Origin of the sequence: Mangrovactinospora gilvigrisea (assembly GCF_001879105.1) — a bacterium.
Classification (GTDB): Bacteria; Actinomycetota; Actinomycetes; order Streptomycetales; family Streptomycetaceae; genus Mangrovactinospora; species Mangrovactinospora gilvigrisea.
Genome location: NZ_MLCF01000028.1, coordinates 1 through 20,220 on the forward strand (window position 1 = coordinate 1; position 20,220 = coordinate 20,220).

14 protein-coding genes and 1 pseudogene are annotated in these 20,220 nt (G+C 73.6%); 2 read left to right on the forward strand and 13 right to left on the reverse strand.

The genetic code is table 11. The features are described 5' to 3' along the window. Positions 1 to 272 precede the first annotated feature (272 nt). On the reverse strand, positions 273 to 725 hold the full coding sequence (locus tag BIV57_RS07330; protein ID WP_079170103.1) for a TraR/DksA family transcriptional regulator: 453 nt from the start codon (positions 723 to 725) through the stop codon (positions 273 to 275). Positions 726 to 853: 128 nt separating this feature from the next. Continuing rightward, the gene (locus BIV57_RS07335; protein ID WP_071655854.1) at positions 854 to 2,092 is read right to left on the reverse strand and encodes a polysaccharide deacetylase family protein; all 1,239 of its coding nucleotides are present in this window, start codon (positions 2,090 to 2,092) and stop codon (positions 854 to 856) included. Between the two features lie 532 nt (positions 2,093 to 2,624). Here BIV57_RS07335 and ileS point away from each other — a divergent pair. Further along, positions 2,625 to 5,786 (forward strand): isoleucine--tRNA ligase, encoded by a 3,162-nt coding sequence (gene ileS / locus BIV57_RS07340; protein WP_071655855.1) that lies wholly within the window; start codon positions 2,625 to 2,627, stop codon positions 5,784 to 5,786. Positions 5,787 to 5,878: 92 nt separating this feature from the next. Here ileS and BIV57_RS07345 read toward each other — a convergent pair whose 3' ends face one another. Then, positions 5,879 to 7,828, reverse strand: coding sequence for a serine hydrolase domain-containing protein (locus BIV57_RS07345; RefSeq protein WP_071655856.1), 1,950 nt, complete (start codon positions 7,826 to 7,828; stop codon positions 5,879 to 5,881). 530 nt (positions 7,829 to 8,358) lie between these two features. Between BIV57_RS07345 and BIV57_RS25910 the strand changes: the two are divergent. Then, positions 8,359 to 9,324 (forward strand): annotated as a pseudogene (locus BIV57_RS25910) (histidine kinase dimerization/phosphoacceptor domain-containing protein); the annotation flags it as partial. 510 nt (positions 9,325 to 9,834) lie between these two features. Here BIV57_RS25910 and BIV57_RS07355 read toward each other — a convergent pair. The 10 genes from BIV57_RS07355 to ftsW form a co-directional block, all read right to left on the reverse strand. Further along, entirely contained in the window at positions 9,835 to 10,446 is a 612-nt protein-coding gene (locus tag BIV57_RS07355) for a response regulator transcription factor (protein ID WP_071655858.1), read from the reverse strand. Between the two features lie 173 nt (positions 10,447 to 10,619). Then, positions 10,620 to 11,909, reverse strand: a complete 1,290-nt coding sequence (locus BIV57_RS07360) for a DivIVA domain-containing protein (protein ID WP_071655859.1) — start codon at positions 11,907 to 11,909, stop codon at positions 10,620 to 10,622. Between the two features lie 46 nt (positions 11,910 to 11,955). After that, on the reverse strand, positions 11,956 to 12,210 hold the full coding sequence (locus BIV57_RS07365) for a YggT family protein (protein ID WP_419185692.1): 255 nt from the start codon (positions 12,208 to 12,210) through the stop codon (positions 11,956 to 11,958). Positions 12,211 to 12,317: 107 nt separating this feature from the next. Continuing rightward, positions 12,318 to 13,049 (reverse strand): cell division protein SepF, encoded by a 732-nt coding sequence (locus BIV57_RS07370; RefSeq protein ID WP_071655861.1) that lies wholly within the window; start codon positions 13,047 to 13,049, stop codon positions 12,318 to 12,320. Between the two features lie 77 nt (positions 13,050 to 13,126). Then, positions 13,127 to 13,858, reverse strand: coding sequence for a YggS family pyridoxal phosphate-dependent enzyme (locus BIV57_RS07375; RefSeq protein ID WP_071655876.1), 732 nt, complete (start codon positions 13,856 to 13,858; stop codon positions 13,127 to 13,129). A 117-nt stretch (positions 13,859 to 13,975) separates the two neighbouring features. Beyond that, entirely contained in the window at positions 13,976 to 14,698 is a 723-nt protein-coding gene (gene pgeF, locus BIV57_RS07380; RefSeq protein ID WP_071655862.1) for a peptidoglycan editing factor PgeF, read from the reverse strand. An 87-nt stretch (positions 14,699 to 14,785) separates the two neighbouring features. Next, complete coding sequence (gene ftsZ / locus BIV57_RS07385) at positions 14,786 to 16,153, reverse strand: cell division protein FtsZ (protein ID WP_071655863.1); 1,368 nt, start codon at positions 16,151 to 16,153, stop codon at positions 14,786 to 14,788. A 376-nt stretch (positions 16,154 to 16,529) separates the two neighbouring features. After that, positions 16,530 to 17,387, reverse strand: coding sequence for a cell division protein FtsQ/DivIB (locus BIV57_RS07390; RefSeq protein ID WP_071655864.1), 858 nt, complete (start codon positions 17,385 to 17,387; stop codon positions 16,530 to 16,532). A 208-nt stretch (positions 17,388 to 17,595) separates the two neighbouring features. Continuing rightward, a complete protein-coding gene (murG, locus tag BIV57_RS07395) occupies positions 17,596 to 18,690 on the reverse strand; it encodes an undecaprenyldiphospho-muramoylpentapeptide beta-N-acetylglucosaminyltransferase (RefSeq protein WP_071655865.1) in 1,095 nt (364 codons plus the stop codon). 68 nt (positions 18,691 to 18,758) lie between these two features. Continuing rightward, positions 18,759 to 20,114 (reverse strand): putative lipid II flippase FtsW, encoded by a 1,356-nt coding sequence (gene ftsW / locus BIV57_RS07400; protein ID WP_071655866.1) that lies wholly within the window; start codon positions 20,112 to 20,114, stop codon positions 18,759 to 18,761. Between the last annotated feature and the right edge of the window lie 106 nt (positions 20,115 to 20,220).

A 20,220-nucleotide genomic window follows, 5' to 3' on the forward strand; every position in this document is an offset into this window, starting at 1 on the left:
GGGCGGATCGCGGAGCGATCCGGGTGGGTGCCGGGGTTCAGGGCGGCAAACCCGGCACCGCGGCGGGCCGTGGGCAAAGCGCCACGGCAGGGCCCGGCGCTCCGCGCGGACGCGGATCGCGGATCGCGGAGCGATCCGGGTGGGGTGCCGGGGTTCAGGGCGGCAGACCCGGCACCGCGGCGGGCCGTCGGGCGACAGTGGACCCGGCACCGCGGCGGGCCGTCGGGTGGCGGCGGGCGGCACCGCGGTGGCGGGCGGCAGCGCCGCAGGCGCTAGCGGCGCTCCTGCTTCTGCTTGCACGCGACACACAGCAGCGCCCGCGGGAACGCCTGCATCCGCGCCTTCCCGATCGCGCCGCCGCACCCCTCGCAGCGTCCGAACTCCCCCGTCTCCAGACGGGCCAGCGCGCGCTCCGTCTGCGTCAGCATCTCCCGCGAGTTCGCCGCGAGCGCCATCTCGTGCTCGCGATTGACGTTCTTGCTTCCCACGTCCGCCTGGTCGTCCCCCGCACCGTCGCCGCTGTCCCGGACGAGCCCGTTGATCGCGGTCTCCGCGGCGGCGATCTCGGTGCGCAGCCGCTGGACCTCCGTCTCCAGCTCGACCCGCAGCTCGGCCGCCTCCTCGGCGGTCCAAGGGTCCTCCCCCTCGCGGACGGGCAGCACCGCGGAATCCGCGACACCGGCCGCGCCCGCCCCGCCGTTCCTGCCCTGCCTCGTCCTCGCCATGTCGGGCTCCCTCACTGCCTCTGCTGTGCTGCTGCTCAGCCGTCCGGCTGACTGGCCACGCGTTCGCTCTGGGTTGAGACGTTTGTGCCCAGCCCGCGCAGGGATAACCGCGTACGGCTCCGTTCGAGTCAGGCGAGGTAGGACGCCCACCCGCCCGGCGGCTTCTGACCGGGGGTCAGCTTCCCGAGCTTCGCCAGCACCGCCGGGTCCTGCGCGTCCAGCCAGTGGACCAGCTGCTTGAAGGTGACCAGCCGGACGCCGGGGGTGCCGACGATGGACAGGAACGCCTCCTCGACGGCGTCCATGTAGATGCCGCCGTTCCAGTCCTCGAAGTGGTTGCCGATGAAGAACGGCGCGCGGTTGGTGGTGAGGGCGCGTTCGAAGCCCGCCACATACGACGCGTGCGCCTCCTTCTTCCAGGTGGCCCGCATCGCCGGGTTGCCCTTGGGGTTGCCGGCGGACTGATTGGCCATCAGGTTGTAGTCCATCGACAGCACCTGGAAGGAGTGCCCCGGGAAGGGGATGGACTGCAGCGGGAAGTCCCACAGCCCGAGCTTCTTGCCCGGCCACATCTGCAGCCCGCCCGGCGAGCTGGCGTCGTAGCGCCACCCCAGCTTGGCCGCCGTCGGCAGCAGCCCGTCCCGGCCCTCCAGGCACGGGGTGCGGCCGCCCATCAGCTCCTTCTCGTAGTCGAACGGGAAGGCCGGCAGGTCGGTGAAGCCGGTGTTGGTCTTCCAGGTCTTGACGAACTTCTTGGCCTGGGCGATCTCGCTGTCCCACATCGCCGGGGTCCAGCGCTTGACGCCGGTGGGACCGCAGAAGTGGCCGTTGAAGTGGGTGCCGATCTCGTGGCCGGCGCTCCAGGCCGCGGTCACCTCCTTGATGGTGGCGTGGATGTGCTCGTCCGTCAGATAACCGATGGCGGACGCGCCGGCGGGCCACAGCGGCGGGCGGTAGAGCAGCTTCTTGCGCTCCGGGAGCATGTAGATGCCGGAGAGGAAGAAGGTCATCTTGGCGCCGTGCGCGTCTGCCAGATTGCGGAAGCGCTCGAAGTAGTTGGTGCGGGCCACGCCCGCGCCGTCCCAGGAGAAGACGACGAACTGCGGCGGCTCCTCGCCCGGCTTGAGCTTGTCCACGGCCGGCTGGTGGGGCTGCGGGCCGGTGTCGGAGGTGGACCCGTCGCCGATGAGGCGCACCCGGTGGCGGCCGTCGGGCTGCTTCCCGGTGCGGCGGTCGGACGAGCTTCCGTCGGTGCGTCCGGATCCGGCGGACCCATCCGACGAGCAGCCCGCGGCGACAACGGTGGTCGCCGCGGCGGCGGCACCGGCGGCTGTCGCGACGACCCTGCGGCGGGAGATGTCTCCCATGGCTTTCCTCGTTCCCCTCGATCACCAGCTGACGTTCTGCCCCTGACGTGGGAGGACGCGATCCGCCACGAAGGGGTTCACTCCGGATAAGCATTTTCTCTGAAAACCCTATGACCAGGGCGGAGGCACGACGGCCCTCTTCGGGTGAAACGACGGGGCCGGCGGGATGGATGTCGGGAGTGCGGGATGAGCCACCCGGCTGCCGTAGACTTGCGCCCAGGCAGGGCGATGAAGGGGACGAGTACCTCCGCACGCAGCCCGAAGCGACCCGGGGACGGTGAGAGCCCGGGGGCGTGCGCGGAGCGAAGATCACCCCGGAGCCGCCGGAGGAAAGGCCGCGTTCCGCACTCCCGTGCGGTCCGGCCCGGTAGAACCGGCAGCCTGCGCGAACGAAGCGGGCCGCGGCCCCCGGCGACGGGTGCGGCGGCCAAGGAGGGTGGTACCGCGGGGCCGACGGCCTCGTCCCTTCGGCAGCAGCAGCGGCAACGCACCACGCAGCGCCGCGATACGCACTGTTCCGCCGGAGGAGACAATGACCCGCCCCGATGGAGCGCCGAGCTACCGGGCCGTACCGGCCCAGGTCGACCTCCCCGAGCTGGACCGCTCGGTGTTGGAGTTCTGGCGCGAGAACAAGGTCTTCGAGCAGAGCCTCGACCAGACCGACGGGCAGCCCGAGTGGGTGTTCTACGAGGGCCCGCCGACCGCCAACGGCATGCCCGGCGTGCACCACATCGAGGCGCGCGTCTTCAAGGACGTCTTCCCCCGCTTCTGGACGATGCGCGGCCGCCACGTCGTGCGCCGCGCCGGCTGGGACTGCCACGGCCTCCCCGTGGAGCTCGCCGTCGAGAAGGAGCTGGGCTTCTCCGGCAAACCGGACATCGAGCGGTACGGCATCGCCGAGTTCAACGCCAAGTGCCGCGCGTCGGTGCTGCGGCACGTCGACGCCTTCACCACCATGACCGAGCGGATGGGCTACTGGACGGACATCCAGAACCCCTACCGCACCATGGACCCCGAGTACGTGGAGTCCGTGTGGTGGTCGCTGAAGCAGATCTTCGACAAGGGGATGCTCAGCCAGGACCACCGGGTCGCCCCCTGGTGCCCGCGCTGCGGCACCGGCCTCTCCGACCACGAGCTGGCGCAGGGCTACGAGACGGTCGTCGATCCCTCGGTCTACGTCCGCTTCCCGCTCGCCTCCGGCCCGCTGGCCGGGGAGGCGTCCCTGCTGGTGTGGACGACCACGCCCTGGACGCTGGTGTCCAACACCGCGGTCGCCGTCCACCCCGACGTCAGCTACGCGGTGGCGACGGACGGCAGCGAGAAGCTGGTCGTCGCCGAGCCGCTGCTCGGCGCCGCGCTCGGCGAGGGCTGGACGGCCACCGGCGAGACCTTCACCGGCCGCGAGATGGAGCGCTGGGCCTACCGGCGCCCCTTCGAGCTGGTCGACATCCCCGACGCGCACTACGTGGTGCTCGGCGAGTACGTCACCGTCGAGGACGGCACCGGCCTGGTCCACCAGGCGCCGGCCTTCGGCGAGGACGACATGAAGGTCACCCGCGCCTACGGAATGCCGGTCGTCAACCCGGTGCGCCCGGACGGCACCTTCGAGGAGGGCCTGCCGCTGATCGGCGGCGTCTTCTTCAAGAAGGCCGACGAGGCGCTGGTGGAGGACCTCCAGGCGCGCGGCCTGCTCTTCCGGCACCTCCCGTACGAGCACAACTACCCGCACTGCTGGCGGTGCCACACCGTCCTGATCTACTACGCACAGCCCAGCTGGTACGTGCGCACCACGGCGGTCAAGGAGCAGCTGCTCGCCGAGAACGAGCGGACCAACTGGCAGCCGGAGACGGTCAAGTGGGGCCGCTACGGCGACTGGCTCAACAACAACGTCGACTGGGCGCTGTCGCGGAACCGCTACTGGGGCACCCCGCTGCCGATCTGGCGCTGCGACGCGGACGGCGCGCACCTGACCTGCGTCGGCTCGCTGACGGAGCTGGGCGAGCTGGCCGGGCGGGACGTCTCCGACCTCGACCCGCACCGCCCCTTCATCGACGAGGTCGTCTTCGGCTGCCCGGAGGAGGGGTGCGGCGGCACCGCGGTGCGGGTGCCGGAGGTCATCGACGCCTGGTACGACTCGGGCTCGATGCCGTTCGCGCAGTGGGGCTACCCGTACCGCAACAAGGAGGTGTTCGAGCGCCTCTACCCCGCGCAGTTCATCTCCGAGGCGATCGACCAGACCCGCGGCTGGTTCTACACGCTGATGGCGGTCAACACGATCGTCTTCGGGAAGTCGTCCTACGAGAACGTGGTCTGCCTGGGCCACATCCTCGCCGAGGACGGCCGCAAGATGTCCAAGCACCTCGGCAATGTGCTGGAGCCGATCCCGCTGATGGACCGGCACGGCGCGGACGCGGTGCGCTGGTTCATGGCCTGCTCGGGCTCGCCCTGGTCGGCGCGGCGGGTGGGCGACACCACCCTCCAGGAGGTGGTGCGCAAGACGCTGCTCACCTACTGGAACACCGTCGCCTTCCAGGCGCTGTACGCCCGCACCGGAGACTGGGCGCCCTCGGCGTCCGACCCGGCGCCGGCGGAGCGCCCGCTGCTCGACCGGTGGGTGCTGTCCGAACTGAACGTCCTGGTGGGCGAGGTGACGGAGGCGCTGGAGTCCTTCGACACGCAGCGCGCCGGGAAGGCGCTCGCCGCCTTCGTCGACGACCTCTCCAACTGGTACGTGCGGCGCTCGCGCCGGCGCTTCTGGGCCGCCGAGCCGGCGGCGCTGGCGACGCTCCACGAGGCGCTGGAGACGGTGACGCGGCTGATGGCGCCGCTGGTGCCGTTCATCACCGAGCGGGTCTGGCAGGACCTGGTCCGCCCGGTGACGGCGGAGGCGGCGGACTCGGTGCACCTCGCGGCGTGGCCGACGGCCGACGCGTCGCTGGTGCGGGCCGAGCTGGGCCCGCAGATGGCGCTGGTGCGGCGGCTCGTCGAGCTGGGCCGCGCGACGCGCGCCGACAGCGGGGTGAAGACCCGCCAGCCGCTGTCCCGGGCGCTGGTCGCGGCGGCCGGCTTCGGCGAGCTGCCGGAGGAGCTGCGGGCGCAGATCGCCGACGAGCTGAACGTGGAGTCCGTGCAGGAGCTGGGCGGTGACGCGGCGGGCGGGCTCGTCGACACCTCCGCCAAGGGCAACTTCCGGGCGCTGGGCAAGCGGTTCGCCAAGCGGACGCCGGTGGTGGCCGCGGCGATCGCCGCGTGCGACGCGGCGGCTCTCGGCGCGGCGCTGAAGGCGGACGGTTCCGCGGTGGTGGACGTCGAGGGCGAGTCGGTGACGGTGACGCCGGAGGAGGTCTTCCTGACGGAGACGCCGCGGGAGGGCTGGGCGGTCGCCGCGGAGGCGGGCGCCACGGTGGCGCTCGACCTGACCATCACGCCGGAGCTGCGGCGGGCGGGGCTGGCGCGCGATGTGGTGCGGCTGGTGCAGGAGGCGCGGAAGTCGGCGGGGCTGGATGTCTCGGACCGGATCGTGCTGCGCTGGTCGGCCGGGTCGGAGGAGCTGGCGGAGGCGCTGGCCGAGCACGGGCCGCTGGTCGCGGACGAGGTGCTGGCGACGGACTTCGCGCGCGGCGTCGGCGAGGCCGGCTGGCACTCCGTCACGGACGACGCGCTGACCCTGACGGTGGCCTTCCGCGTCGCGTAGCGGCCGGTGCGGTGGCCTGTCCGCCGCGCCCCGAGCCCCGGACGGTGTCCGGGGAGGAGGGGCGGCGGACAGGCCACCGCGCGGCACGCGGGTCAGACCACCGCGAGGTGGTACGTCAGCAGCACCGCCGACGCCGCCGCCCCGGCCAGCGCCGTCGCGGTGAGGGCAAGCCGCCCGAGCCGCGTCCACCACCCCCGGCACCACGCCGTCACCGCTCCCGCCAGGACAACCGCGCAGAGCCCGACCACCGTCGCCCCGAGCCACGTCACCACGGACAGCAGCGGCGACCCCAGCGGCACCATCTCCATCATCGCGTTGCCGTCCCCCACGACCGCCGCGAACGCCCCCGCGAACCCCAGCGCCACAACCCCGGCCAGCGCCGCCGCCATCCGCGCGGCCCGCGCCCCCGCGGCATGCGCCGGCCGCCGGCGCACCCGCCGCACCAGCGCCGTCACCGGGTACGCCACCGCGCCCAGGGCCAGCACGCCCCCGCCCCCGGCGAGCAGCGCCATGTGCAGCGCGGGCGACTGACTCCACGTCACCTTCTGGTACGCCGTCGACGGCATCACCGACGAGACCAGCACGCCACCCGTCCCCGGGAACGCGATCCGCGCCGTCCCGCCGCGCTCCTGGAACATCCCCTCCCCCAGCGGCACCCAGTGCTGCACGGTGTGCTCGGGGTCCAGCGACAGCCCGTCCGTCACCAGCCCGCCGCCGTCACCACCGCCGTCACCACCACCGCCGTCGCGCCGCACGGTGACCGACCCGACCAGCGCCTCCACCTTCATCAGGCTGTGCCGGCTCACCCGTGCCGGGCGATAGGTGCCGGCGTACCGCCCGGCGTCGACGCCGACCGCCCGGTGCACCGGCGCGGGCGCGCCCGCGCCGGGCGCCAGCGCGTCCGCCACCGCGTCGATCACCCGCTTGCCGTCCCAGCTCGCCGTCCCGTCCGTGCCGTCGCCGTTGAAGACCACGAAGACCCCGACGTGCTGCCGCGGCAGAAGCAGCAGATTGCTGTGGAACCCCGGGATGTCCCCGTCCTTGAACCACCCGGCCAGCGCGCCGCGCCGCCACTCCTCGAAGCCGTAGCCGAGCCCGGGCAGCCGGGGATCCCCGCGGAAGTGCGCGCGCTGCATCAGCCGCGCCGCCGGGTCCGCCCCGAGCTGGCCCCGCATCCAACGGCCCATGTCCGCGGCGGTGCTGACGATGCCCGGCCCGGCCGGGGACCAGGAGCCGTACTGCCCCAGGTCCCGCGTCCAGCCCGAGTCGCCGGACGGCCGGTAGCCGCGCGCGAGGCTGCCGGTGATCGAGGCCGGGCCCGGCTGCGCCGCGGTGGAGCCGGTCATCCCCAGCGGCCCGAAGACATGGCGGTCCAGGTACCCCGGGAACGACTCCCCGGAGGCCTCGGCGACCACCTCCCCGGCCAGCGCGAAGCCGTAGTTGTCGTAGGCGGCGAGCGTGCCGGGCGGCCGGACCCGGGCCGGCCGGCGCTCCGTCAGCCCCTCCGCCAGCGGCTCGACCTGCGCGGCGCGGGCCCGGTTGCGGCCGACGATGTCGCTGTCGAAGCCGCCGGTGTGGGTGAGGAGGTTGTCCAGGGTGACCGGACGGCCCGGGTAGGTGTCGGGGACGGCGGCCCTGCGCAGATAGCGGTTGACGTCCGCCTTCGGGTCGACCTTGCCCGCGACGGCCAGTTGGGAGGCGGCCTGGGCGGTGAACAGCTTGCCGAGCGAGCCGAGGAAGAACCCGGTGCGGTCGGCGTCCACGCGGCGCTTCGACGCGGTGTCGGCGACGCCGTAGCCCTTGGCGAGCACCGTCCGGCCGCCGGAGACGACGGTGACGGCGGCGCCGGGGATGCGGTCGGCGGCCAGCCGGTCGGCGACCGCCCGGTCGACGGTGCGCTCCAGCGCGGCGGTTGGGGCGGTGCCGGTCCGCACCGCCGCGGCAGGCGCCGAGAGCGGCGCGGCGGCGCGGGCCGCCGGGGCCGGGAGCAGGACGGCGCCGGCGGCCAGCGCGGCCGCGGCCGTCATCGGGAGGATTCGCATGACCCCAGCCTCGCCGCCGGCCCGGGTGCCGCGGCAGTGCCGGGCGCACCGGCCTGACGTGGGTTTCCCATGATCACCACGGGGGTTCTCCCCAGGCTCCGGGTACCGTGTCCCCCATGCGCACGAGCCCCGTCGGCGCCGACCGCCCCGAGCCGCCGCGGGAGGGCCGGCCGCTCGGCGAGCCGCCGGGCCCCGGGCCCGTCCAACTGGTGCTCGTCCTCGCCGCGGTGCTGATCGGCTTCGCCGCGGAGCCCGGTGCCGTGCTGCCCCGCCCGACGGCGGTCCCGATGGTCCTGCTGCAGCTGGCGACGTGTTTCCCGAGGACGCGGCGGCTGCGCGGCCCCTGGCTGCCGGCCGTCCAGCTGCTGCTGGTGCCGTGGTCGGGGCTGCCGGGGTTCCTGGCGGCGTCGGTGCTGCTGGTCGCCGCCCGACCGGCGCTGCGCTGGACGCTCTTCGCGATCGTGGTGCTGGCCGCCGGACCGCTGGAGGGGCAGGGGCACGGGCACGGGGCGTACGGGGTCGCCAACGCGATGGGCAACGCCCTCGCCCAGGGCCTCATCGTCTTCGCGCTGACCCGGCTCTCCGACCTCTACGCCGAGCTGCGCGCGGCGCGCGGGGCGCTGGCCGAGGCGCGGGTGGCGGCGGAACGCGAGCGCGCCGGCCGGGACTTGGACGCGGTGCTGGGCCGGGCGCTCTCCGAGGTGGTCCGCCTCGCGGTGCGCGGCGAGGGCGCGGCGGCGGCCCGCACGGCCCGGGAGGCGTCGGCCCTGGCGCGCGGCGCGGCACCCGGCCCGGCGCCCGAGGGGCCCGACGAGGGCGCGGGGCTGACGCCCCGTCTGGCGCTGCCCGTGGTGCTCGCCACCCATGCCGAGTACCTTCTGGTCGGCACGGTCTTCCTGCTCGACGGCGGGCCCACGGGCTGGGCCCTGGCGGTGGACCTCGCCGCGCTGGCCGCGGTGGTCGGCATCCAGGTGCACCACTCGCTGCCGCGCCCGCCCGGCGTGCTGCCGCGCGGCGCCCGGTGGACGCTGGGCGCGCAACTGGCGCTCGCCCTCGGCGCGCTGGCCGGGCCGGGAGGTCCGCATCCGCAGCTGCTGGGGTTCGCGGCGGCCTCGCTGCTGATCATCCTGCCGGGACGGGCGGCCTGGCCGGCGTTCGCGCTGCTGGTCGCGACGGCGGCGGCGGTCTCCGTCGGCGGCGAGGGGACGGGGGCCGTCACCGCCGCCGCCGATGTGGCCGTCATCGGGCTCGTCTTCTACGGCCTCGCGCTGCTGACCCGGCTGGTCCACCAGGTCCGGGAGGCGGGACGGGCGCTGGCCGCGCTCGCCGTCGCCCGGGAGCGGCGGCGGATCGCCCGGGACGTCCACGATCTGCTCGGCCTCGGGCTGTCGGCGATCGCGATGAAGGGCGAGCTGGCCGCGCGCGACCCGGATCCGGAGCGGGCCGCCGGGCATCTCGCCGACGTCCGGGCGCTCGCCGGGCGGGCCCTCGCCGATCTGCGGGCCATCCCCGGGGACGGCGCGGTGCTCGACTGGCCGGGCGAACTGGCGTCCGCACGGGAGCTGCTGGCGGCCGCGGACGTGGAGCTGGCGGCGGAGGACGGGGCCGCGGTCGCCGAGCCGGTCGGCGCGCTCTTCGCCGCGGCGCTGCGCGAGGCGGTGACCAATGCGCTGCGGCACGGCGGCAGCGGCCTGCGGCACGTCGAGGTGGCGGTGGCGGCCGACCGGCTGCGGGTGGTCAGCGACGGCGCGGGGCAGGCCGCGTCGCCGCCGGACGGGGTCGGCGCGGGGCAGGCCGCGTCGCCGCCGGACGGGGTCGGCGCGGGGCAGGCCGCGTCGCCGCCGGACGGGGTCGGCGCGGGGCAGGCCGCGTCGCCGCCGGACGGGGTCGGCGCGGTCGGCGGGAACGGGCTGCGGAACCTCGCCGAGCGGGCCGCCGCGCTCGGCGGACGGGCCTCGGCGGGGCCGCGACCGGGCGGGCGGTTCGCGCTGGAGGTGACCGTCGGCTCAGGCGGAGAGCCAGCCGGCCTCGCGGGCGATGCGGACGGCGTCGAGGCGGTTGCGCGCGTCGAGCTTGGTGACGGCGGCGGCGAGGTAGTTGCGGACGGTCCCCGGCGACAGGTGCAGTGACCCGGCGATCTCGTCGAGCTCGGCGCCGTCCGCGGCCTGGCGCAGCACGTCCGTCTCACGCTCCGTCAGCGGGTTCTCGCGTGCGGTGAGGGCGGCGGCGGCGAGCTGCGGGTCGAGCACCCGCTCCCCGGCGGCGACCTGGCGGACGGCCTCGGCGAGGCGGTCCGGCGGGGCGTCCTTGAGCATGAACCCGTCGACCTCGGCGGCGAGCGCCGACCGCAGCACCTCGGGCCGGCCGATCGCGGTGAGGATCAACACACGGCACTCGGGCAGCTCCTCCCGCAGCCGCCGCGCCGCGGAGAGCCCGTCGAGACCGGGCATCCCCACGTCGAGCACGGCCACCGACGGTCGCGCGGCGAGCGCCGCGGCGACGACCTCGTCCCCCCGCCCCACCTCCGCGACGACCGCCAGATCAGGCTCCAGCCCGAGCAGCGCGGCCAGCGCCCCCCGCAGCATCCGCATGTCCTCGGCAAGCAAGACCCGAATCATCCACCCCTCCCCACCCCGCATCGTACTGGCGGGAACGGACCGTTCCGCGACGGACGGGTGGGGTGCCGGGGCAGAAGGGGACGCCGAACCGGGCACCGGGCGGGCCGCGCAGAAACGATCAGCCCCGGGACCGTGTACCGGTCCCGGGGCTGAACGAAGGTGCTGCTTACCGCTTAGTTCTCAGGGTCCTCGTCGATGAGGAAACCGCGCATCGGCGTCGGCGCCCCCTGCTGGACCTGCTGCATCGGCTGCGGCGCCTGCGGGCGGATCGGCGCCATCGGCTGCGTCATCGCCGGGGCCGGCGCCTGCTGCGGATGCGGAGCCGGCATCGGCTGCGGGACCGGACCGCCGTGGGTGTGGCCGCCCTGGCCCGGCGCGCCCTGGCCCGGCGCCAGCTGCTGCTGGCCGCCCAGGGACTGACCGCCGAGGGACTGGCCACCGAGGGACTGACCGCCCAGCGTGCCCACACCGTTGGCGCCGCCGAAGGACTGCCCGCCGTGCGTGCCGCCGCCGTTCATCTGCGCGACGTTGCCGGCCGGCAGCGACGCGGGGACGGACGGCTGGCGCGGCGGCGCCAGCGAGTCGTCGGCCTGCGACTCCAGCGCGCGCAGCTGGCTGTCCAGGTAGGACTTGAGGCGCGTGCGGTACTCGCGCTCGAAGGACTTGAGGTCCTCGACCTTGCGCTCCAGCGTGGCGCGCGCGGACTCCAGCGAGCCCATCGCGACGCGGTGCTTCTCCTGGGCGTCCCGCTCCAGCGCGTCGGCCTTGGCGCGGGCGTCCCGCTCCAGGCCCTCGGCGCGGCTGCGGGCCTCACCGATGATCTTGTTGGCCTCGGAACGGGCCTCCTGCACGGCCTGGTCCGCGGTCTGCTGCGCGAGCGCGAGAACGCGCGCGGCGCTGTCGCCACCGGGACCCTGCTGCGGCTGGCCGCCGAAGCCCTGCGGCGGGCCCACCGGGCCGCCCATCGGGTGCGGCTGCGGCTGCTGCGGGTGCTGGGGGTGCTGCGGCTGGTGACCGGGGCCCATCGGGCCGCCGGGGCCGCCGTGCCCCTGAGGGCCGGCCAACTGGGGCTGCTGACCGGGCATTCCGGGCATACCAGGACCGCGTCCGGGGCCACCGGGGCCGGGGAGCTGCGGCTGGCCGCCCATCTGCGGCATCGCCTGGGTCTGCTGCTGCTGGTGAGGCGGCACCGGCTGCGGACCCGATATGGCCGCCGGCAGGCCGGGGCGCTGGTCCTGCGGTTCGGGGCCCTTGCGCATCTGCGGAGCGCCGCCTTGGTTCTGGGCGGCAGCCCGGGTCGCGGCGGCGAGCTTGGCGCGCAGGTCCTCGTTCTCACGGAGGAGGCGCGTCAGCTCTGCCTCGACCTCGTCGAGGAAGGCATCGACCTCGTCCTCGTCATAGCCCTCACGGAGACGGACGGTCGTGAACTGCTTGTTACGAACGTCCTCGGGGGTCAACGGCATCTCTTCACCTCAACGTGATCGTCGACATATTGGCAGACCGCACCGTTCACATCACAGCCCGCCTCACGACAAAGATCAGGATGTAGACGATGATCATCAGTACGAAGAAGGACAGGTCGAGCGCCACGCCCCCAAGGCGCAGTGGCGGCAGGAACCGCCGAAGGAGTCTAAGCGGTGGATCGGTGACGCTGTACACCGCGCCCAGTGTGACCCTCATCGGACGCGGTGGCGTCCAATCCCGGGCGAACTGCTGAACGTACTCCATCACCAAATGGAAGATCAGGACCAGCAGGTAGCACATCAGCACGATGTAGAGCACTTCACCCGCGATGTGCACAGCCCCTCCACTCCCCTCTCGGACACCCACACCGGGACCGCGTCCTACCGCGGCCCCGACCGACAGGCGGCTCAGCTCTGGTTGAAGAACCCGCCTTCGGCAATGCGGGCCTTGTCCTCCGCCGTCACCTCGACGTTAGCAGGCGACAGAAGGAAGACCTTCTGAGTCACTCGCTCGATACTGCCATGAAGGCCGAAGATCAGACCGGCCGCGAAGTCGACCAGTCGCTTGGCATCGCTGTCCTCCATCTCCGTCAGGTTCATGATCACCGGGGTGCCCTCACGGAAGTGTTCCCCGATGGTGCGGGCTTCGTTGTAGGTCCTGGGGTGCAGCGTTGTGATGCGGTACTGCTCGCGCTCAGACACGATCTTGGGCATGACCACCGGTGCGTTCTTCTCGGAGGAGCGACGGTCGGGTGTGATGGAAGACACCGATGCGGTGCGTTCCGGAGCCACCCGTGCGGGTGCGACGCGCGGCGCCGGGCGCTCGGGGGTTCGTTCGACGGCCGGCATCCGCGGCTCGGTCGTGGTGGGGAGATTGCGCGAGGGCTGATCGTCGATCAACTCCCGGTCGCCGCGGTCCCGCTCGCGCGCGCCGACGCGCGGGCGCGGCTCGCGGGGCTTGGGCTCCCGGTCCGCGGCGGATTCCCGGGCGCGCTCGTCGCGGTCCTCGCGCTCGTGGCGACCGGTGATCGGTCCCGTTTCGGGGTCGAACTCGTCGTCGCCGTCGTACCCCTGGCCGTCGTACCCATCGTCCTCCACGAGGCCGAGGTACACGCCCATCTTGCGCAATGCGCCGGCCATGCTTCTACCCTCCGGTCTGCGGTGGATCTGCGCCGTCACCTTTGTGCTGTGGTCCTACGATCCACTGTTTCGTGACGCTACCTCAGCGGTGATCTGACACCCAGCACCGCCGTACCGACACGGATGTGTGTCGCGCCCTCGGCCACAGCCTCCTCCAGGTCACTGCTCATACCCGCCGAGACCATCGTGGCAGCCGGATGGGCTCGGCGCACGGAAGATGAGATTTCCGCCAGCCGGGCGAACGCCGCGCGCGGATCGCCGGCATAGCGTCCGGCCAGCGGCGCGACCGCCATCACGCCGTCAACTCGCAGACCGGGCGCGGAGTTCAGGGCGTCGGCGACGGCGGGCACGTCACCCGGGTGGGCGCCGCCGCGGCCCTGGTGGGAGGGGTTGCCTGGGGCCTGGTCGTCACCCTCGAGGTCGACCTGGATCAGGCAGCCCAGTTCGCGTCCCGGCTGGTCGCGCCCGATGCGGACGGCCTCCTTGGAGAGGGCCTGAACGAGCCTCAGACGATCGACAGAATGTACACGATTGGCGTATTTCATTACTGATCTGACTTTATTGGTCTGGAGTTGGCCGATGAAGTGCCAGTCCAGATCCGTCAGATCGGCGCACGCCTCGGCCTTCGGGGCGGCGTCCTGGTCGCGGTTCTCGCCGACGTCCCGCACCCCGAGCCCGTGCAGCAGCCGGACGTCGCTCGCGGGGTAGGTCTTGGTGACGACGATCAGCCGGACGTCCTCGCGGGGGCGGCCGGCGGCGGCGCAGGCGGCCGCGACCCGGCGCTCCACGGCGGCGAGGTTCTCCTTCAGCTCGGCCGCCCGCTCCCTTCCGGCATCTCCGCTTTCATGGCCTTTGCCGGAATTGCCGGACGGGTCTGACTGATCATCAGCTGTGCGGAAATTCACACCAGTTCCTTGCGTACCGAATCAGGCCAACCAGACATATCCGGCCTGGCGGCCGGTGCGTCCCTCGCGGCGGTAGGAGTAGTGGTCGCTCGACTCGATGGTGCAGACGTCCGAGCGGACGCCGGCCGGAACGCCGAGCCGCTCCAGCTGGGCATGGACCCCGGCGGGCACGTCCAGCGCCGGCGTCCCGGCCCGGGTGGTGGCGGCGGAGCCCGGGGCGGCGGCCGCCACCTCGTCCCGCATCGCGGCCGGCACCTCGTAGCAGCGGCCGCAGGCGGCCGGCCCGGTGGCGGCGGCGATCCGCTCCGCCCTGGCCCCGGCCGCGACCATCGCCTCGACCAGTGCGGGGACCACCCCGGCGGCGAGGCCCGGCCGCCCGGAGTGGGCGGCGCCGACGACCCCGGCCTCCGGGTCGGCGAGCAGCACCGGGGTGCAGTCGGCGACGAGCACGGCCAGCGCGAGCCCCGGACGAGTGGTCACCACGGCGTCGCACTCCGGCAGTTCCCCGGCCGGGTCCTCGACCCGGACCACCCGGTTGCCGTGCACCTGGTGCATCCACACCACCCCAGCCGGATCGAGCCCGAGCGCCCCGGCCGCGGAAGCGCGGTTGGCGCGCACCCGCTCCGGGTCGTCCCCGACGGCGCCGCCCAGGTTGAGCTCCGTCCACGGCGCCGGGCTGGCGCCGCCCCACCGGTCGGTGAACGCGAAGTGGGCGCCGCCGTTGTCCTGCTGAAAGCCGATCACGCCCGCATGCTATCCAATCGGCCGTGAAACACGAGGTCCGCGCGGTGCCATGCACCGCGCGGACCTCGGTTGGGGTGTTCCGGTGGATCAGGAGTCGTGCTTGAGGAACTCCGGCACGTCCAGGTCCATCTCCTCGGCCTCGCCGTACCGGTTCGGCGGCGGCACCTGGGCCGCGGCCGGCGGCTCGGCCGGGGCGGTCGGCACCGGCTCGGGGGCCGGGCGGGTCGGCGTCTCGGGCGGGTTGGTGCCCAGCACGCCGCCGGAGGCGCCGCCCCGGTAGGAGCCGAGGCTGCCGGCGTCGACCGGCGGCATCGACGGCGGGCGGTGGTGGCCGGCGCCCGCCGGGGCCGGGGCCGAGCGCTGGGTGCCGAGCGTCTCGCGCGCCGAGCCGGCCGGGGTGGCGGCGGAGGCGGGGCGGCCGGCCGGGGCGTGGCCCGCGGTCTCCCGCTCCCGCCCGGCGGTCGGCGCGGGCGTCTCGCGGCCGGACGACGCCTTGCCCGGGACCGGCTGGCCGCCGTCGAAGCCGGCGGCGATCACGGTGACCCGGACCTCGTCGCCGAGCGCGTCGTCGATCACCGCGCCGAAGATGATGTTGGCCTCGGGGTGCGCGGCCTCGCTCACCAGCTGGGCGGCCTCGTTGATCTCGAAGAGGCCGAGGTCCGAGCCGCCGGAGACGGAGAGCAGCACGCCGCGGGCGCCGTCGATGCTCGCCTCCAGCAGCGGCGAGGAGATGGCCATCTCGGCGGCGGCCACCGCGCGGTCGTCGCCGCGGGCCGAGCCGATGCCCATCAGGGCGGAACCGGCGTCCGACATCACGGACTTGACGTCCGCGAAGTCCAGGTTGATCAGGCCGGGGGTGGTGATCAGGTCGGTGATGCCCTGCACACCGGAGAGCAGCACCTGGTCGGCGGACTTGAACGCGTCCAGCACGCTGACCTGGCGGTCGGAGATGGACAGCAGCCGGTCGTTGGGGATGACGATGAGGGTGTCCACCTCCTCGCGCAGCCCGGAGATGCCGTCCTCGGCCTGGTTGGCGCGGCGGCGGCCCTCGAAGGTGAAGGGGCGGGTGACGACGCCGATGGTGAGGGCTCCGAGGGAGCGGGCGATGTTCGCGACGACGGGCGCGCCGCCCGTGCCGGTGCCGCCGCCCTCGCCGGCCGTCACGAAGACCATGTCGGCCCCCTTGAGGACCTCCTCGATCTCCTCGCGGTGGTCCTCGGCGGCCTTGCGGCCCACATCCGGGTTGGCGCCGGCGCCGAGGCCGCGGGTCAACTCCCGGCCGACGTCGAGCTTGACGTCGGCGTCGGACATCAGGAGGGCCTGCGCGTCGGTGTTGATCGCGATGAACTCGACGCCCTTCAGACCGACCTCGATCATCCGGTTGATGGCGTTGACACCACCGCCGCCGATCCCAACGACCTTGATGACGGCGAGGTAGTTCTGCGGTGCTGCCACGTCGAATGGCCTCTCGCTTCGTGGTTGGGGCCACAACCCTCAACCTCACCTTTAGAGTGAGCTTTTGGTCGAGGAGTTGCCTCTGCTCTGGTAGGACACTAAGTCGACTCGGGCGGACTGTTCAACGAACACGCCGAACCTCGCGACTTTCTTTTGACCCTATGTGATCATCCGCCCGCTATCCGAACCAGGGTCCCCGGGCCGCAAGTTGATCCCATCACAGGTGGCCGGGGGGGTGCCAACCCCTTCTGGAATTCAGCCGATTGCCGGGTGCGGCGCACCGCGTGTCCATCCCCCGCAGGAGTGGTCCCGGTGCGCCGGCCGCGGCGCACGCTGTGCCGAACGGGCGGCGCGGCGCCGGGCCCCGGCGCCGGACTCAGCCGAGCGCCGGGTCCCCCGGTGCGCTGACGTCGTACACGGCGGCGGAATCGTCCTTCTTCAGCAGCGCCTGGAGGGCGGCGGCCTTCTGGGATCCGCGCTCCGGACTCCCCCATCGCACCACCGAGTTGCCGCTCTTTCCTGACAACCGGACAGTGATGTCATCGTATGAATCGACCTGAACCCAGGCGGCCCGGGAGCGCGCGGCGGCCGGAAGATCACGGGCCACCCGCACCGCTCCGCGCAGCAGTTCGGACCTCGGGAAGGCGGCCGAATAGGAAGCGGAGACGTTCCGTCCGGAGTCCATCCGGATCTGCGGAACGCCGGAAGGCCGGGTCACCGTGGTGTCGAACTTGTCGCCGGCGGCGTCGATTTCGTCGTAGCCGACGGTCGGGTCCGCGTCGCGCAGCACGGCGACCGCGCGGCGCTCGGTGACGGAGATGGCCAGGGTGTGCGGCCAGTCCCGGGTCACCGTGACGGAGGCGACCCGCGGCAGCACGGCGATCCGCTCCCGCACGGCGGAGGTGTCGACGCGGGCCAGTTGGATGCCGTCCGGGACGGCGGCGGCCCGCATGATCTGCGTCTTCGTCAACCGGTGGTCCCCGCGGGCCGCCTGGGGGGCGGCGTCCAGCCCGATGTGCAGGACGCGGAAGTCGAGCAGCGGCGTGGCGTACGCGATGACGCCGCCGGCGCCGGCGAGCAGGGCGAGGAGCGTGATGACCAGCAGCCCGAGGCGGGCGCGGCGCGTCAGCCGCAGGCGCGGGCGGGTTCGGGTGCGCCCGCGCTTGCGCGGGGGTGGGGGTTTCTTGGTCTGCTCGCGCTCACGGCCTGCGCGGGGACGGGTACCGGTGCCCATTCCGCAACGTTAACGCGCGGCGTTGCGGCGACGCCCACCCGCCACGCGCGTCCCGGCTCCGCCGTGGTCCCCGTCCTGCCGCCCCCAAGCCCCGGCACCCCACCCGGGGTGGTCGCGGTGCCCGCGCCGTCGGAAGCCGTACGGCCGCCGACGGCTTCGGCACCGGACGGACTCCGGTGGGGTACCGGGGCGGAGGGGCGGCGAAGACCTAGCGCCGCGCGGCGGCGGCGATCGCCTCGTGGACCATGCCCACGAGGAGCTCGTCCGCGTCGCGCCTGCCGAACGCCGCGGCCGCCGCGGACATGGCCTGCAGCCGCGAGGGGTCGCGGAAGACGGGAAGTACGTTGTTCAGCACCCAATCACCCGTCAGCTGGGCGTCGTCGACGAGCAGCCCGCCGCCCGCGTTGACCACCGGCTGGGCGTTCAGCCGCTGCTCGCCGTTGCCGATCGGCAGCGGCACATACGCGGCCGGCAGCCCCACCGCGGAGAGCTCCGCGACCGTCATCGCCCCCGCCCGGCACAGCATCATGTCCGCCGCCGCATAGGCGAGATCCATCCGCTCCAGGTACGGCACCGGCCGGTACGGCGGCAGCCCCGGCACGTCCTGGACGTAGGGCATCTCGTTCTTCGGGCCCACCGCGTGCAGCACCTGCACGCCCGCCTGCTGCAGCTGCGGGACCACCGACTGGACGACCTCGTTCAGCCGCCGCGCCCCCTGCGAGCCCCCCGTGACCAGCAGCGTCGGGTGGTGCGGCGAGAGCCCGAAGAGCGCCTGGGCCTGCGGCCGCGCCGCCGCGCGGTCCAGCGTGGCGATCGCCCGCCGCAGCGGGATCCCCACGTACCGCGCCGAGCGCAGCTTGCTCTCCGGCGTCGAGACCGCCACGAAGTCCGTGTACCGCGAGCCGATCTTGTTGGCCAGGCCCGGCCGCGCGTTGGCCTCGTGGACGACGATCGGCACGCCCGCCCGCTTCGCCGCGAAGTACCCGGGCAGCGCGACGTACCCGCCGAAGCCGACGACCGCGTCCGCGCGGTTGCGCTCGATGATGTCCTGCGCCGCCCGGATCGTCCCCCGCAGCCGCCCCGGCACGGTCAGCAGCTCGGGCGTCGGCTTCCGCGGCAGCGGCACCGCCGGGATCAGCTCCAGCTGGTAGCCGCGCTCCGGTACGAGCTTGGTCTCGAGGCCGCGCTCCGTTCCGAGGGCGGTGATCCCCACGGACGGGTCCTGGCGCCTCAGAGCGTCGGCCAGGGCGAGCGCCGGCTCGATGTGACCGGCGGTCCCCCCGCCGGCGAGAACGACATGCACCGATGTTCACCTATCTCCGGGCGGCTTGGCGTACAGCTGCGCAGTCTATGGCCTGCGCACCGTGCAGGTTACCGGGGACGGGACGCCCCGCCGCGCACGGCCGGACGTGACGAACGCCCCACCCGCTGCTTGGCTGCGGCCTTCCGGGACGGCCGCAGCACGTTCACCGTCTTGGTCACCGGGCCCGGACCGCGCTTGTTCAGCGCGTGCTTGGCGGCCGGCTCGTTGCGGGCGAAGGAGATCAGCAGACCGACCGCGAACATCGTCGGCAGCAGCGCGGATCCGCCGTAGGAGAAGAGCGGCAGCGGCACCCCGGCGATCGGCAGCAGCCCCACCACGGCACCGATGTTGACGATGCACTGGGCGGCGATCCAGGTGACGATCGCGGACGCCGCGTACCGCACGAACGGCTCGTGGGCGCGCTGCGCGACCCGCAGTCCGCCGTAGAGGACGGCCGCGTAGAGCATCAGCACGCAGAGCGTCCCGATGAGGCCCAGCTCCTCGCCGGTGACCGCGAAGATGAAGTCGGTGTGCGCGGCCGGCAGCACGCCCCACTTCTCGATGCTGGCGCCCAGGCCCTTGCCGAACAGCCCGCCCGAGGCGAGCGCGTAGATGCCGTGCACGGCCTGCCAGCACGGCTGGTCGGGACCGGTCTGGGTGACGCCGACGCAGCCGAGGCGGCCCAGCCGGTTGGGGACCAGCCAGACGCCGAGCACGGCGGCGAAGCCGACGACGCCGAGCGAGACGGTGAAGAGCTTGCCGGGGGCGCCCACCACCCACAGCAGGGCGAAGGCGATCGCCACGATGACCATCGAGGTGCCCATGTCGCCGCCGCCCATGACGAGCAGCAGCACCAGGCCGGTCATCGGGGCGAGCGGCACCACCAGGTGCTTCCAGGACTTCAGCATCCGCATGCGCTGCTTGCGGGCGAGCAGGTCGGCGCCCCACAGCACGAGCGCCAGCTTGGCGAACTCGGACGGCTGCAGCTGGAAGGGGCCGACGAGCTGGATCCAGTTGGTGTTGCCGCCGGCGGTGACACCGATGCCGGGAACGAGCACGAGGGCGAGGAGGAAGAGCGAGAGGAGCAGGAACGGATAGATCAGCTTGCGGAGCCGGGCCGGCGGGACGCGGACCGCGACGAACATCAGCACGAGGCCGATGGCCACGGCGATCAGCTGGCGCTTGAAGTAGTAGTACATGCCCAGGCCCTGCTGCAGCGACTCGATCTGAGACGCGGAGAAGACCATGGTGAGGCCGAGCGCGAGGATGAGGAGGACGCCGCCGAGGAGGAGGTAGTACGCGGTGAGGGGCCGGTCGAGGCGGGCGACGGCGGCGCGGGCGCGTGGCAGGGGGCCGGTCGAGCGGGGACGCGGAACGGGGCGGGAACGTTGGGGAGTTCGGGAGCGGACCCGTTCCTGGGGCATGCGTGCGCCTTTCGCTGTGCGGTGTGGCCCCAGTGTGCGCCGTTGACGCGCGGTTCAGCGTCACCGCCGCCCGCGTGTTGCCGCCCTGGACCCCGGCGCCCCGCCC